This is a genomic window from Moraxella boevrei DSM 14165, from assembly GCF_000379845.1.
Lineage (GTDB): Bacteria > Pseudomonadota > Gammaproteobacteria > Pseudomonadales > Moraxellaceae > Faucicola > Faucicola boevrei.
This window is the reverse complement of sequence record NZ_KB903811.1, coordinates 48,161-62,583: the sequence shown is the minus strand read 5'-3', so window position 1 is coordinate 62,583 and position 14,423 is coordinate 48,161. Positions and strand designations below refer to the sequence as shown.

Annotated in this window: 12 protein-coding genes; 11 read left to right on the top strand and 1 reads right to left on the bottom strand. The window is 39.8% G+C overall.

The genetic code is table 11. The features are described from left to right. Positions 1–45: 45 nt before the first annotated feature. The 3 genes from rlmE (at position 46) to folP (ending at position 3,780) form a co-directional block, all read left to right on the top strand. Positions 46–678 carry a 23S rRNA (uridine(2552)-2'-O)-methyltransferase RlmE gene (gene rlmE / locus A3G3_RS0111995; protein ID WP_019520767.1) on the top strand — a complete coding sequence of 211 codons (633 nt, stop codon included), beginning with the start codon at positions 46–48 and terminating at the stop codon, positions 676–678. Between the two features lie 260 nt (positions 679–938). Continuing rightward, positions 939–2,837 carry an ATP-dependent zinc metalloprotease FtsH gene (gene ftsH / locus A3G3_RS0111985; protein ID WP_019520765.1) on the top strand — a complete coding sequence of 633 codons (1,899 nt, stop codon included), beginning with the start codon at positions 939–941 and terminating at the stop codon, positions 2,835–2,837. 79 nt (positions 2,838–2,916) lie between these two features. Beyond that, positions 2,917–3,780, top strand: coding sequence for a dihydropteroate synthase (folP, locus tag A3G3_RS0111980; protein ID WP_019520764.1), 864 nt, complete (start codon positions 2,917–2,919; stop codon positions 3,778–3,780). A 149-nt stretch (positions 3,781–3,929) separates the two neighbouring features. Here folP and A3G3_RS0111975 read toward each other — a convergent pair whose 3' ends face one another. Beyond that, positions 3,930–5,672 carry a potassium/proton antiporter gene (locus A3G3_RS0111975; RefSeq protein WP_019520763.1) on the bottom strand — a complete coding sequence of 581 codons (1,743 nt, stop codon included), beginning with the start codon at positions 5,670–5,672 and terminating at the stop codon, positions 3,930–3,932. 332 nt (positions 5,673–6,004) lie between these two features. On the opposite strand from A3G3_RS0111975, the gene A3G3_RS0111970 reads away from it, so the two are divergent. From A3G3_RS0111970 to A3G3_RS0111930, 8 genes are all read left to right on the top strand, one after another. Beyond that, positions 6,005–6,304: a hypothetical protein gene (locus A3G3_RS0111970; RefSeq protein ID WP_019520761.1), complete on the top strand. Its 300-nt coding sequence runs from the start codon at positions 6,005–6,007 to the stop codon at positions 6,302–6,304. A 195-nt stretch (positions 6,305–6,499) separates the two neighbouring features. Continuing rightward, positions 6,500–6,967, top strand: coding sequence for a DUF441 domain-containing protein (locus tag A3G3_RS0111965; RefSeq protein WP_019520760.1), 468 nt, complete (start codon positions 6,500–6,502; stop codon positions 6,965–6,967). A 45-nt stretch (positions 6,968–7,012) separates the two neighbouring features. Beyond that, complete coding sequence (locus A3G3_RS0111960; protein ID WP_019520759.1) at positions 7,013–7,225, top strand: heavy-metal-associated domain-containing protein; 213 nt, start codon at positions 7,013–7,015, stop codon at positions 7,223–7,225. A 189-nt stretch (positions 7,226–7,414) separates the two neighbouring features. After that, positions 7,415–9,682, top strand: coding sequence for a heavy metal translocating P-type ATPase (locus tag A3G3_RS0111950; RefSeq protein ID WP_026213034.1), 2,268 nt, complete (start codon positions 7,415–7,417; stop codon positions 9,680–9,682). A 172-nt stretch (positions 9,683–9,854) separates the two neighbouring features. Further along, positions 9,855–10,673, top strand: a complete 819-nt coding sequence (locus A3G3_RS0111945; RefSeq protein ID WP_019520756.1) for an Lcl C-terminal domain-containing protein — start codon at positions 9,855–9,857, stop codon at positions 10,671–10,673. Between the two features lie 18 nt (positions 10,674–10,691). After that, positions 10,692–11,213, top strand: a complete 522-nt coding sequence (locus tag A3G3_RS0111940) for an Lcl C-terminal domain-containing protein (protein ID WP_019520755.1) — start codon at positions 10,692–10,694, stop codon at positions 11,211–11,213. A 146-nt stretch (positions 11,214–11,359) separates the two neighbouring features. After that, on the top strand, positions 11,360–12,271 hold the full coding sequence (locus tag A3G3_RS0111935) for a ChaN family lipoprotein (RefSeq protein WP_019520754.1): 912 nt from the start codon (positions 11,360–11,362) through the stop codon (positions 12,269–12,271). 13 nt (positions 12,272–12,284) lie between these two features. Continuing rightward, the gene (locus tag A3G3_RS0111930; RefSeq protein ID WP_019520753.1) at positions 12,285–14,402 is read left to right on the top strand and encodes a prolyl oligopeptidase family serine peptidase; all 2,118 of its coding nucleotides are present in this window, start codon (positions 12,285–12,287) and stop codon (positions 14,400–14,402) included. Positions 14,403–14,423: the final 21 nt, after the last annotated feature.

The window sequence follows — 14,423 nt, the reverse complement described above, 5'->3', positions numbered from 1 at the left end:
GTAAAATAGCAGAAGTTTTGATTGAAAAAAGAGCAAAAGACGAGTATGGCAACCCGAATTACCAACAAAAAATTGTCTAAAAGCAGTCGTGCGTGGATGAAAGAACACCTTGATGACCATTATGTTAAGTTGGCTCAGCGAGACGGCTATCGTGCCAGAGCGGCCTATAAGTTGTTGGAAATTAATGATAAATTACAGCTTATCAAAAAAGGCATGACCGTGGTGGATTTAGGATCTGCCCCTGGTAGCTGGTCGCAGGTAGCGGGCAAACTCGTGGGCGATAGTGGTAAATTGATTGCGTCTGATATTTTACCGATGGATACGCTTGAAAATGTTACTTTTATTCAGGGTGATTTTCGTGAGCAGACAATTTTTGACAAAATCATGGCAGAAGTTGCCGATAAAAAGGTAGATGTGGTGTTGTCGGATATGGCACCCAACACGTCAGGCTTCGCCTCGGTTGATCAGCCACGCATGATTTATTTGTGTGAATTGGCGGTGGACTTTGCCAGTCAAGTATTGAACGAAGGCGGTTCGCTGATTATCAAAGTGTTTCAGGGTGAAGGTTCGGACGAATTACGTAAACAAATGCAACAAACCTTTAACAAAGTGCGCAGTATTAAGCCAAAAGCCTCTCGGGCAAGGTCAAAAGAAATGTACTGGGTAGCCACGATGTAGGTTTTAGCTGGACAATTACGATTTTATAACAGTTTTTTGGCTTGATAATTATGTGTAAGACCTTATATCATGCTATATTAAACGTTTGCCTTTTATTTAAAATAAGATTTTAACAAATAAATCAAACTTTGTGGCAAAATATGTTAAAATCATGCGGAATAATTGGTAATTTTTATCAAAAAACCAGATTTGTTTAAAATTTAAAAACATACCCAAAACTAAAATTTGTTTAGTAATATTAAAACGGATAGGACAAAAACGTGAGCGACATGGTAAAAAATACCTTATTATGGTTGGCAGTGATTTTTTTGTTGGTGGCTATTTTTAGCAACTTTGATACCAAAAATGAACCTGATAAGCTCCATTATTCCCAATTTGTTACCCAAGTGAGCGGTGATAAAATTAAAAGTGTCAAAATTGACGGTGAACATATCACGGGTAAAACCAAAAGTGGTGCAGAGTTTGAAACGGTACGCCCTGCGGTTACTGATACTGAGCTTATGCCAAACTTAATTAAGCATAACGTGGAAGTACAAGGGGCAAGTCCTGAGCGTCAAGGCGTGATGATGCAACTACTTATCGCCAGTTTTCCTGTGCTGTTGATTATTGGCTTGTTCTTATTTATCATGCGAAATATGGGCGGAAGTGGCTCTGGTGGCGGCGGGCGTGGTTTTGGTCCGATGAGTTTTGGTAAATCTAAAGCCAAAATGCTCACCGAAGACCAAGTTAAAGTTACCTTTGCTGACGTGGCAGGCGTTGAAGAGTCTAAGCAAGAAGTCGCTGAAATCGTGGACTTTTTACGTGACCCAGAAAAATTTACCAAACTTGGGGCAACAATTCCGCGTGGTGTTTTAATGGTAGGTCCTCCTGGTACAGGTAAAACTTTGTTGGCAAAAGCGATTGCAGGCGAGGCGAAAGTCCCGTTTTTTAGCATTTCTGGTTCGGATTTTGTGGAAATGTTTGTCGGTGTCGGGGCATCTCGTGTGCGTGATATGTTTGAACAGGCCAAAAAAAATGCCCCGTGTATTATTTTTATTGATGAAATTGATGCAGTGGGTCGTCATCGTGGTAATGGCATGGGTGGCGGTCATGATGAACGTGAGCAAACTTTGAACCAATTATTGGTTGAAATGGATGGTTTTGACGGTAATGAAGGTGTGATTGTAATTGCAGCGACGAACCGTGCCGATGTGTTGGATAAAGCATTACTTCGTCCCGGTCGTTTTGACCGTCAAGTATCGGTCGGCTTGCCTGATATCAAAGGGCGTGAGCAGATTTTGCGAGTACATTTGAAAAAATTACCATCAACCACGAGCGTGGATATTCGCACATTGGCAAGAGGAACCCCTGGCTTTAGTGGGGCTCAGCTTGCCAATCTTGTCAATGAAGCAGCCTTGTTCGCAGCTCGTCATAATAAGGCGAGTGTAGATATGAATGACTTTGAAGAAGCCAAAGATAAGCTATTTATGGGACCTGAACGTAAGTCCATGGTATTGCGTGAAGAAGAACGCCGTGCTACTGCTTATCATGAAGCAGGTCATGCCTTGGTTGCCGAAATGTTGCCAAATACTGACCCTGTACACAAAGTAACCATTATGCCACGTGGCTGGGCATTGGGGGTAACGTGGCAATTACCTGAACAAGATGCGATTAGCAAATACAAAGACGGTATGCTAAACGAGATTTCTATTTTATTTGGTGGGCGTATTGCTGAAGAAGTCTTTATTAATCAACAATCAACAGGGGCGTCTAACGACTTTGAACGTGCAACAAAAATGGCGCGTGCCATGGTAACCAAATATGGTATGTCGGATAAAATGGGTGTGATGGTATATGAAGATGACGACCAATCAGGCTATATGCCAACTCGCACGATATCAGAGGCGACTCAACAAAAAGTTGATGAAGAAGTGCGTCATATCTTGGAGACCCAATACAAAATCGCTCGTGAGCTGATTGAAGCCAATCATGATAAAATGCACGCTATGGTAGATGCGTTGATGAAATGGGAAACCATTGATAGAGACCAGTTGCAAGATATCATGGCAGGTCTGCCACCACGTGAACCAAAAAATTACCAAGAAACGATTAAGGTAAATTTTGAAAAAGACGTCATACAGACAGGCACAAGCTTACCACCGCCATTGCCAGCGATGTAATGGGGCAAACAAACCGTTATCAGATGATGGCGGTTTTTGTTTTTTACCGAATTATTTTTTAATCTCAACAGGAAAAACCATGCAAATTACCAAATTACCAAATTTTTCAATTCAGTATAAACATCAGACATTAGACCTATCAAAACCGCATATTATGGGGATTTTGAATGTTACCCCAGATTCTTTTTCGGACGGTGGCAAACACAACACGCTAGATACCGCTTTATATCATGCCGAACAGATGATAACAGATGGTGCAAGCATTATTGATATCGGTGGTGAAAGCACTCGCCCTAATGCGAGTATCGTGAGTGAAAGCGAAGAGTTAGACCGAGTGGTCGCAGTCGTAGAAAAATTGCGACAAAATAGCGATGATAACCTTTGGATTTCGGTGGATACCAGCTCCCCCAATGTTATTAAAGCCTGCTATGAAGTGGGAGCGAATATTTGGAATGATGTGCGTGCCTTGACACGCCCAAATGCGATTGAAATGGCAAAAGATTTACAAATCCCTGTGATACTCATGCACAATCGTGGTGAGCCGACAACCATGAATGATTTGGCAAATTATCAAGATGTGGTTAACGACGTTTATCAAGAATTACAACAACGTATAGCAGACGTAGTCGCAGGAGGGGTAAAACTTGAAAATATTATCCTTGATGTGGGGTTTGGTTTTGCCAAAAATGCGGTGCAAAATGCAGAATTATTGAATAATTTTTGGCAATTTCATCGTTTTAATTTGCCGATGATGGTGGCATTATCTCGCAAACGTTTTATCGGCGACATGTTAAAAAATGCCAATCTTGAGCATGATGTGGCTCATCGTGATGTAGCGAGTACGATGGCTGGGCTGATTGCGGTGCAACAAGGGGCGTGCATCGTGCGTACCCATGACGTAAAAATGATGAAACAGGCATTGGCAGTGTGGGAGAGTGTGTGATTGTTGCCAAATGTTAAACTTTTTATAGTGAAAACTGGGCTATACTGAACAAGGTCGTTTATGGTAAGCCTGTTAAACCTATGACCGTTACCCTTTGGCAAGCTCAGGGCAACGGTGCTTATTTTAATTTAGTTTTTACTATAAGTTTTTTATTCGGCTTTTTTCTCCACTTTTTTTACCCCAACAGCGGTAATTTTTCCCCAGTTATCCACATGACGAACCACTAACTTAATCCCCTTTATCAAGCTAATACTATCACCGACCACCAGATTACCTGACGTTTCGTGCTCAATATATTCTAGCACAGTTTTTTGGCGAATATCAGGCTCAATCTCGTCCAATGCCAATAACGGCAAATTGCACAAACGGATATGGGGCGATACAATCCAACTACCAAAAAATTCACTATCTTGGCGTTCTTTTATCATATTATCACCAAAAATATGCGATAACGAATCGGCATGATCGCCACGCAATGCAAACCACACGCTATCGCCGATTTGTAGGCGAATGTCGGGGCTAAGCGTGGTTAATTTACCACGTCTGACAAACGCAAATAGTCGTACTTCATTGGCATCAATGGCGTGGGCAATGGTTTCAGGATGTTGGTTGATCGCAAAAGAATGTTTTACAACTTCAAATTCAAAAATCTGAATACTGGCATGGTCATTGAGCCAAATACGATGTTCGCTTTTTGGCTTAGCTTCGTCCGGCAACAGCACATTTAAACGTTTGGCAAAAAATGGCAAGGTAGAACCTTGTACCAAAAGCGATAGCACCACTACCGCAAAAGTGATGTCAAACAACAGCATGGACTGCTCAACGCCCATCATTACAGGGATAATCGCAAGCGTCACAGGTACCGCACCACGCAATCCCACCCAAGAGATAAACATCAGTTCATTCTTTTTAAAACCAAATGGCATAAGTCCTGTTACCACCGCAATCGGACGAGACACCAACACCAAAAAAATCGCTACCGCCAAGCCATAATGCCACACTTTTAGCACATCACTCGGCGTTACCAATAGCCCAAGCATCACAAATAAGGTTGCCTGACTTAACCACGCAATGCCATCCATGACATTTAGCACATGATTGGTTGCACGGCTTTGATAATTACCGACCGCAATCCCTGCCAAATACACCGCCAAAAATCCACTACCGCCCATAATATTGGTAAAGGCAAACAATGCCAAACCGCCAGACATGATAAGTAACGCATACATCGCATCGGCTAACTGCACTTTGCCAAGCATTTTGGTCAAAACTTGCCCGCCGACATAACCAAGAATTAATCCCAATCCCAACTGTTTAACCAAAAGCCATATAAAAGATAAAACAGTCTGATTTTCAGGTTCAAGGTTTAACGCAATAAATGCCGTAACCAATAAAATCGCCATAGGATCATTTGCCCCAGACTCAATTTCTAGCGTGGACTGCACCCGTTCATTTAGGCTGATACCGCCATTACGAAGGAGTGAAAAAACCGCCCCTGCGTCCGTTGAGCCGACAATGGCGGCCATTAGCATTCCCAATCGCCAATCCACATCTAAAAGCCAAGTAACAAACAGCCCCAAACAAAAAACCGTCACCAACACGCCCCAAGTCGCCATGACGGAAGCAGGCTTTAAGGCAACACGGAAAGTAGAAATAGACGTGCGTAGTCCGCCGTCCAATAAAATCAACGCCAATGCCAACTGAGCAATAATATTTGCCAAATGAAATGACGAAAATTCTAAGCCTAAAATACCGTCTTCGCCAACCGATATGCCAATTAACAAAAATCCCAACAATAAAGGCATACCAATGCGTGCAGAAATGGAGCTAGCCAGTACGCTAAAAAACAGTAGTAACGCACAAAATAGGAAAAAAATGTTAATCAGTTCCATAATAAAAAGTATCTTAAAAAATCGCTTAAAAACATTAACCAATAATAACAAATCAATAAATATCAAGTGTAAAACACATTGACTAAAAAGGCAAAGATAAATTCATGTTTTTAAGCAAAATTTTAAACATCGAGATAACGTATTTTTTTAGCATGGTTAAAGTTAGCTTTTTTAAAAAAATTTACAAAACTTACGCATCTTAACTGTTTAAGCGTGAAAAACTACACAATCTCAGTAAAATTTTGTTATGATAAGCTAAATTAACTAAGTTAATTCAAATTAACAAAATTATTTGTAATTATTGTTAAGACAGATAAATTAAGGAAAATAACATGGCAACCGTTAACCAACCAACTGAAACCGTGGTCGTAGAAGACAGCGTAACTCACCAAGCAGGCGACGGCATGACTGCTAATCGCCCAAGTGCGGTAGAAACACCCGATATTTTTGATAACGAAGCCCAAGCGGTAGTAAAACAACAAACCCTTGCAGATGAAGAAATCGTTGATGAAACCGCCGTTCGTATCAGCGACAGCACCGCCGAACAGCTCACGGAAGGCGTGCGTGGCGACGTCAAAGTCTTAGATAACGTGGAAGTTTTGAGTGATGGCTCAGTAGATATCGTACGTTAAAATTTTCCGTTTATGCTAAACCTGTGGGACCCTAACAGAAACGGCTACCTTAGCACAGAACACCTTAGATAAGCTCAGTTGCAACGGGTTTATTTTCATAAAAGCCAATCTTGTGTTGGCTTTTTTTTATATTTTATGTTTTAATAACCTGATAAAAATCCCAAATTAACCCGCCATTTAAATCGATAATCTATCATGTTGACCAATTTTAATATTAATTCTAGCTTAATCATGTTGTTAATTTTATTAAGCTGTGGTGTCATTAGCCAAAATAATACCATTATTATTGCCACGGCGGTGTTGATTATTTTGAGTGTCTTACCGATGAGCCAACCTTTGTTGGTCAATTTGGAAAAATATGGCTTGAATTTTGGCATTTTGATGTTAACCATTGGCGTGTTAGCTCCGATTGCATCAGGTAAAATCGGTTCAGATAACTTGTTGAAATCTTTCGCCAATTGGCAATCGTTGTTAGCGGTTTTGGTTGGTGTATTTGTCGCATGGCTCGGTGGGCGTGGGGTAAAGCTCATGAGTGTTGAGCCAAATGTGGTGGCGGGCTTGTTAATTGGCACAGTGCTTGGCGTGACCTTTTTGCGAGGTGTGCCTGTTGGACCGTTGATAGCGGCAGGAATTTTGTCATTATTATATAATGGTTCTAAATAGTTATTGGTTATTTTTTAATAATTTTTTTGAAAAGTGGAGCAAAACATGAGCGTACAAACTTTAACTTTTGGCATTGACGGTATGACTTGTATTGGTTGTGTGAATAGCGTTAACAAAGCAGTCACCGCTGTAAATGGTGTGGTTAATTGTAAAGCTAGTCTTGACAATGCTAATGTAACGATTACTTTTGACAACGAATTAACCAGTGCAGATGTGTTAAAAGAAGTGGTAGAAGACGCAGGTTATGATATTATTTAATCAGTTGCCATGTTGAATTTGGATAACTACCCACTAAATTTTTGGTGAGTATTTTTTTACTTTTTTGTTATAATTTAGCAACATTTTTAAACTGATAAAAATTTTAGCAATTTTGTTATTTTTTCTAATTTTTTTAATACAAATATTATTTTTTCTACTTTATTTGATTTGACAAAAACGAATAACATCATGAGCCAAACTGCCATTTCTCCAAATATCCAGTCCGTCAGCCTAAGTATTGACGGCATGAGTTGCCAAGCCTGTGCTACTCGTATCGAAAAAGTGTTGAACAAAAAATCTGCGATTATCCAAGCAGAAGTAAATTTTGCGAATGAAACGGCGTTGGTAAAATATGATGAAAATCAGACCAATCCGCAACAAATCAGCGATTGGGTAGAAAAAACAGGCTATCATGCGACCCTTGGCGTGAACAATGAAGAAGTCCGACACCAAAGTCCGCTACGACAATGGCAACTGTGGGGAACGTGGTTGTGTTTTCTACCATTTTTGGTGGGTATGGGCGGAATGCTCGTTGGTCGGCATGATTTGATGCCGTCTGTGTGGGTGCAGTTTGGCTTGGCGACTTTGGTGCAGTTTGCGTTTGCGTTACCTTTTTACAAAAGTGCATGGGCGAGTATTCGTGGGGGTTTGGCAAATATGGATGTGCTGGTGGTGCTTGGCACAGTTACTATTTGGCTTTATTCAACTTATGTTTGGTACTATCTTGGGCAACCGCACAATGTGTATTTTGAAGCTGGCGTGTCGGTGATTGCATTGGTAAAACTTGGTAAATATTTGGAGCATCGTACCAAAAAACACAGTTTAAACAGTTTAAATTTGTTGTTAAATTTGACTCCAACCACGGTAACCGCCAAAAATAGCAACGGTGATTGGCAAGATAAAGCGTTAAGCGATGTGCAAGTGAATGATGTGGTGTTGGCGACGGCAGGAACACGGATTGCCACCGACGGCGTGGTGGTGCAGGGTTCAGGTTGGTGTGATGAGAGCCATTTGACAGGTGAAAGTGTGCCGATTACCAAACGCAGTGATAGCCGAGTGCTGGCAGGGGCGATGGTGCAGGACGGCAGTTTTGAATACCGTGTTACAGCGACAGGTGAGCAGACACGGCTTGGCGATATGATACAAGCGTTGAACGACGCTCAAGGCAGTAAGGCGGATATCGCACGGATTGCCGATAAGGTGGCAGGTGTGTTTGTGCCTGTGGTGGTAAGCCTTGCGATGGCGACTTTTGTGGGCAATTTTTGGTATTTTGGTGGTTTTGAGTTGGTGCAACAATTTGGCATTAACTCGACAACGGTTTATGGTGAAACGTTTAATATTGCTTTAATGCGGGCGGTTTCGGTGTTGGTGATTGCTTGTCCGTGTGCGTTGGGTCTTGCCACGCCGTCAGCGATTATGGCAGGGATGGGCGTGTCGGCACGGCATGGTGTTTGGTTTAAAGATGCCAAAGCCCTAGAAAATGCAGGGAAAATTGATACGGTGGTATTGGACAAAACAGGCACACTTACCGAAGGCAAGCCGAAGATGGTCGCTCATTATATGGTAGATAATGGCTTAAAGTTTGAAGACGTATTGACCCTTGTGGCAAGTGTGGAACGCCACGCTAACCACCCTTTAGCGACGACTTTGGTTGCAGTTGCCGAAAAATTGGCACAAACCAAAGGCAAAACCTTACAATTTTTGCCAGTTAAATCCGTAAAAACCGTTGCAGGGCAGGGCATTCAAGCGGTGTTAAGTCTGGACGGTGAAACTGACAGCGTGGTAAAAGTCGGCTCGTTTGAATTTACTCATATGGCATTGCCAACAGAACTGTTGGTAGATACACACAGCGTTTGGCATATCGCTAGCCAAGTTGGCGTGAGCATTGATGGCGTGCCACTGTCGGCGTTTGCGCTTGCCGACAGTCTAAAAAACGACAGTAGCGAAACCTTACGTAGATTGCAACAAGACGGCTTAAAAATTATTATTATGAGTGGTGATAAGCAATCGGTGGTGGATTATGTTGCCCATGCCGTTCATGCTGATGACGCCTATGGCGAACTATCACCCCGTGATAAAGCCAGTAATATCATGGACTTACAAAAGAAAGGGGCGAGCGTAGCGATGGTTGGTGATGGCGTCAATGATGCTCCTGCGATGGCAACAGCAACTGCCAGTTTTGCGGTGGAGCAAGGCACGGATATCGCCAAACACAGTGCATCGGCTCGTCTTGTTGGGTCGTCCTTAATTCATGTGAATTATGCGGTAAAAATCGCCAAAGCCACGCTCCGCAATATTAAACAAAATTTATTTTTTGCGTTTATTTATAATTGTTTGGGTATTCCGTTGGCGATGTTTGGTGTGTTGAATCCGATGATTTCAGCGATGATGATGGCACTTAGCTCTATTTCGGTATTGCTGAATGCCTTGCGGTTGACACGCTTTAAAGTGCGATAGCAACAGTTTTGTTAAGTAAATACTAATTTATAGTCAAATATTATATCATTCAAATAAAAAAATAAGATTCATTGTATTTAAATAATAATGATAATTATTATCATTATTATTGACATTTTTATTTCAATTCGTTTATAATCTTTATAAATCCATAAAACAGGAAACATTTACCATGCCTAAAATACCTTTTACAAGCAAACTTTCTGTCATGACAGTTAGTATTTTGCTACTTTCAGCTTGTGGTGGCGGTGGCTCTTCTCACTCTGCCAATGATGTAACACCTGTAGCACCAACCACACCAGTAACACCAACTACACCTGTACCACCCGCTATCGCCACGCCTCAAAAATCTACCCTTTTAACAGCAACAGGCATGACAAAATGTGGCAATGATTTATTAAATGATTTGCCTTGTGATAAATTGTCAGAAGATTTTAAAGGCTTACAACAAGACGGCGAAGTCAAAGCAGGCACAGCGATGAACTACAAACTACTCAACCAAAACGGTGGCGAGTGTGTGCAGGATTTGGCGACTGGGCTGATTTGGGAACAAAAAACTAATGATAACAGTATTCATGATGTCAAACACACTTACACATGGTATAGCGATGACGAAAAAACCAATGGCGGTGTCGCAGGTAAGCAAAATGGCGGTAAGTGTGGCTTAAACGAAAAATGCGATACCAAAGCATTTATTGACAGCTTAAACGAACAAAAATACTGTGGTTATAGCGATTGGCGATTGCCTGAGACCTATGAGCTTTATAGCATTATGGACTTTAGCAAATTACCTGCATTAAATGATGCCTTTAAACACACCACAACCGATAAAAAATATTATTGGTCTTCTACCTTAGCAGGTAACCCTTATGAAAATACTGATGAAGATGTAATTGACTATATGTATACAGTAGATTTTGGTGAAGTCTTCCACTTTGCTCAAAGAAAAGACCGCCCCCAATCTATTCGTGCAGTTCGCTCAAGCAATTAATTATATAGGATAACTACGATGAATATGATAAAAATATTAACAATAGGCGTATTAAGCATATTGCCATTAACCAGTTTTGCTGATGATGAACAAATGTGTGGTGCAAAAAGTCCAGAGACTACGCCAACTAGCCGATTTGAAATACTGGGTGATGGTGCTGAGGTAAAAGACACAAAGACAAATTTAATTTGGCAACGTTGTAATATTGGACAAACATGGGATAAAAATGCCCAAAATTGCAAAGGCACGTCCAAAATATTAACGTGGCAAACCGCCCTTAGTGAAACCAACAAACTGAGCAATGGGAACCGACTACCGAATATTAAAGAATTGCAAAGTATCATTGAATATAAATGTGCTTACCCTGCCCTAAATCAAAAAATTTTTAAAGGTTATGATGAAGATAATACAACCTATTTTAGCTCAACACCAAAAATTGGTGATAATACCGTTTTTTCAATAAATTTTTATAATATCGCCATTCAACCAGTCGGCAAGGCAAGTACAGGTGTTGCCAGAGCCGTACGTTCTGCTAAATAATCTGTTAATTTTACCTAACTGTAGGCTGGGATTTTTCCCAGCTTTACAGTTTTAATTTTTCTACAAAAACTGATAAACGAACTTTAGCCACACACAATTTAGCCAATAAAGTTCTAACAATTAAAAATCTTGATTGAGTATAAATTATGTCATTATCTCGTTGTCTACAACCTTTTGTTTTTGCAGTATTTTTTGGGTTTTCACCCACCTTATTTGCCACAAATATAGCTAATGATTATCAACAAACGCCTATTATTTCTAATCAAATTATTAACTTACAAACACAACAAACTATCAGTTTTCACGACTTTGTCAAACAACTGGCTGAATATGACAATGTGATTTTGGGTGAATATCATGACCGTGTCAATCAGCATATTTTAGCAATACAGCTTTTAGACAATCTACAAAAAATTCGCCCACAAGGCAGTCTTTTGTTGGAAATGCTCACCGTAGAGCAACAAGATTTTGTTAATCAAACCCAACAAAATCCCCCAAAAAACCTTAACAAATTGGCAACATTATTAAACTGGCAAAAGTCTTGGGATTGGCAACTGTATGGCGACATTGTCAAACACCCATTTTTGTACAATTATCCGCTCATCGCTACCAATCTCACCAAAACAGAAGTCAAAATTTTAATGCAAGGTGCAGAGCCGGTTAAAGGCTATCAATCAACTAAACCATTGATAAAACAACATATTTTTAACACCATTATCAAAAATCATGACATGAAAGCCGATGAGTTGGACGAAAGCGACCAACGATTGGTGAATAATATGGTAGAAATTCAGCAATTTCGGGATAGACGCATGGCAGAAAAAATGCTATCCGCCCCAAAACCCACTCTGCTTTTAGCAGGCAACTATCACGCCCAAAAAAATATTGGCGTGCCGATACATTTACAAGATTTAACACAAGATTTAGCCGATAACGACCCCAAAAAATCCAGCAAAACTGCGGTAGTCATGATGTTATCCAATACTGCAGAACTTGGCGAAATTGACACCGCAAAAGCTGATTTTGCTTGGATAATTGCTGAAAAAAATAAAAAATAGTTGAGAAAAACTGATGAAAACATTTGTCAAAACCACGCTTTTTTCTAGTATTTTACTAATAATTACTATTAGCCATGCTTATCCTGATTATGCCAAAAAAACCGATGAGCCAAGCCAAACCCGTGCTGACAATCCACATAAATCGCAAGCACCTGCAGAAATGGCTGACAATATTGTGCCAATTTTGCCAAAATATCCATTGTTGCGTGAAGACGGTGTTTTGGATAATTATGCGTACTTGTCTGATAAAGAAAATGAAAAACTATTTTTAACAACAGTCAATGATGAAAACCGCTATGCACTTGGTCAAATAGATAAAAGTTTGCAAGAACGCTTAGAAAATGAGATGTTACAACGCTCGCAAACTCGCACAGAACCGCAGATTTGGCAAGAAAATGGTGTGTTTTTCAAAAAAAGTTACGATAAAAACAGCCATGCTTACCAATATTTTTACAAAACAGACAATGATTGGCAAGCCATAAATACACCAAAAACCACCACGACCAATCCAAGCTTTAACCCTGCCAAAACCATGTTTGCCATTGCTTCAGACCCCACAGGTGAAGAAAATTTTCGCATTGATATTCAAGATTTAAGCAATCAAAAAAGTTTAGCAAAAATTGATAATACAAATGGTGATTTTGTTTGGCTTGATGATAATCGTTTAATTTATATTCACAATCAAAATGGCAATGCTGACAAAATCTATTTACACGAAATTGGCAAAGATAGCGATAAGCTGATTTTTGATAAGGTAAAACAAGGCTTTTATATTGGTTTGACAAATAGCAGTTCAGATAAATATATTATCATGACAATCAACAATTTAGATAGTAGCGAGATTTATTTAATTGATAAAACTGCAGAAAATCCACAGCCCATTTTGGTCAAAGCGTTAAAAACTAAACAAGAATATTATCTTGACCACATTGATAATAAATTTGTCATTCGTAGCAATCATCAGCATAAAAATTTTGCACTTTATCAAGCAAATAGTTTAAAAAATCTACAAAATAACCATTGGCAAAAGATTTTTACGCCAAAAGCGGATGAAACATTTGAGAGTTTTTTATTACAAGGTGATTGGCAAATTCTAAAGGTACGAAAACAGGGCTTAAGCCAAATTTATTATCAAAGTAGCCAAAAGCCATTGCAAGCGGTAAAGTTTTTTGATGATGCCTATATGATGTGGTTGTCTGCTAGCGGTTTTGACAATCATTTAACTATAAATAATGATATTTTAAACATAGCTTATACATCGCCAACCACAGCAAAAACTCTATTATCTTATGATTTGGCAAATAATCGTTGGTTAAAAATGCCTGAAAAACAAGCGGATTATCAAGTAAAACGCTTATTTATCAAGTCTTTAGATGGCTCAAAAATTCCTGTTAGTTTGGTTTATAAAGCATCACTTTGGCAAAAAGGCAAAAGTCCGTTATTGGTATATGGCTATGGCTCTTACGGTCAGAGCATGGATATGACTTATGGCAGTAGCTATTTTAGCTTACTGGATAAAGGTTTTGTCTATGCGATTATTCATGTGCGTGGCGGTGGTGAACTGGGTGAACGTTGGCATACAGGCGGAAAAAATCTGAATAAAATCAATAGTATCAATGATTTTGTTAGTGTAACCAAAGCTTTACAAAATCTTGGTTTTGGCAATAAACAAAAAACCTTTGCCATGGGGGAGAGTGCAGGCGGTTGGTTAGTTGCCAATGCGTGTATCAAAAATCCAACGCTGTATCAGGGCTGTGTTTTGCAAGTGCCTTTTGTGGATTTGTTGTCGGCATTGGGCGATGATAGCCAGTCGGCAAAGGCAGAGTTTGATGAATGGGGCAATCCACACATTGCCAAAGAATTTGCTAATCTGAAAAAAATCAGCCCTTATGAAATTATCACACCACAACATTATCCAAAATTTTTGCTGATTGCCAATCTAAATGATGTGCGAACAGATGCTCGCCATGCGTTAAAATTTGTTGCAAAACTGCGTGATAATCAGCTAAATAATGATAATCCCATTGTGCTTTATACCCATTTAGAAGGCGGTCACGGTGGGGCATTTGGACAGTTTAGCCGTATCAAGAATAATGCTTTGGCTTATAGTTTTTTATTAAAAGATAAATAAGTAAAATTTTTTTAGGGTAGA

What these genes read in the sequence shown, in the direction of transcription:
- rlmE (WP_019520767.1), top strand. Translation starts at nt 46, where the DNA reads ATGGCAACCCGAATTACCAACAAAAAATTGTCTAAAAGCAGTCGTGCG.
- folP (WP_019520764.1), top strand. Translation starts at nt 2,917, where the DNA reads ATGCAAATTACCAAATTACCAAATTTTTCAATTCAGTATAAACATCAG.
- A3G3_RS0111975 (WP_019520763.1), bottom strand. Translation starts at nt 5,672, where the DNA reads ATGGAACTGATTAACATTTTTTTCCTATTTTGTGCGTTACTACTGTTT.
- A3G3_RS0111970 (WP_019520761.1), top strand. Translation starts at nt 6,005, where the DNA reads ATGGCAACCGTTAACCAACCAACTGAAACCGTGGTCGTAGAAGACAGC.
- A3G3_RS0111965 (WP_019520760.1), top strand. Translation starts at nt 6,500, where the DNA reads ATGTTGACCAATTTTAATATTAATTCTAGCTTAATCATGTTGTTAATT.
- A3G3_RS0111960 (WP_019520759.1), top strand. Translation starts at nt 7,013, where the DNA reads ATGAGCGTACAAACTTTAACTTTTGGCATTGACGGTATGACTTGTATT.
- A3G3_RS0111950 (WP_026213034.1), top strand. Translation starts at nt 7,415, where the DNA reads ATGAGCCAAACTGCCATTTCTCCAAATATCCAGTCCGTCAGCCTAAGT.
- A3G3_RS0111945 (WP_019520756.1), top strand. Translation starts at nt 9,855, where the DNA reads ATGCCTAAAATACCTTTTACAAGCAAACTTTCTGTCATGACAGTTAGT.
- A3G3_RS0111940 (WP_019520755.1), top strand. Translation starts at nt 10,692, where the DNA reads ATGAATATGATAAAAATATTAACAATAGGCGTATTAAGCATATTGCCA.
- A3G3_RS0111935 (WP_019520754.1), top strand. Translation starts at nt 11,360, where the DNA reads ATGTCATTATCTCGTTGTCTACAACCTTTTGTTTTTGCAGTATTTTTT.
- A3G3_RS0111930 (WP_019520753.1), top strand. Translation starts at nt 12,285, where the DNA reads ATGAAAACATTTGTCAAAACCACGCTTTTTTCTAGTATTTTACTAATA.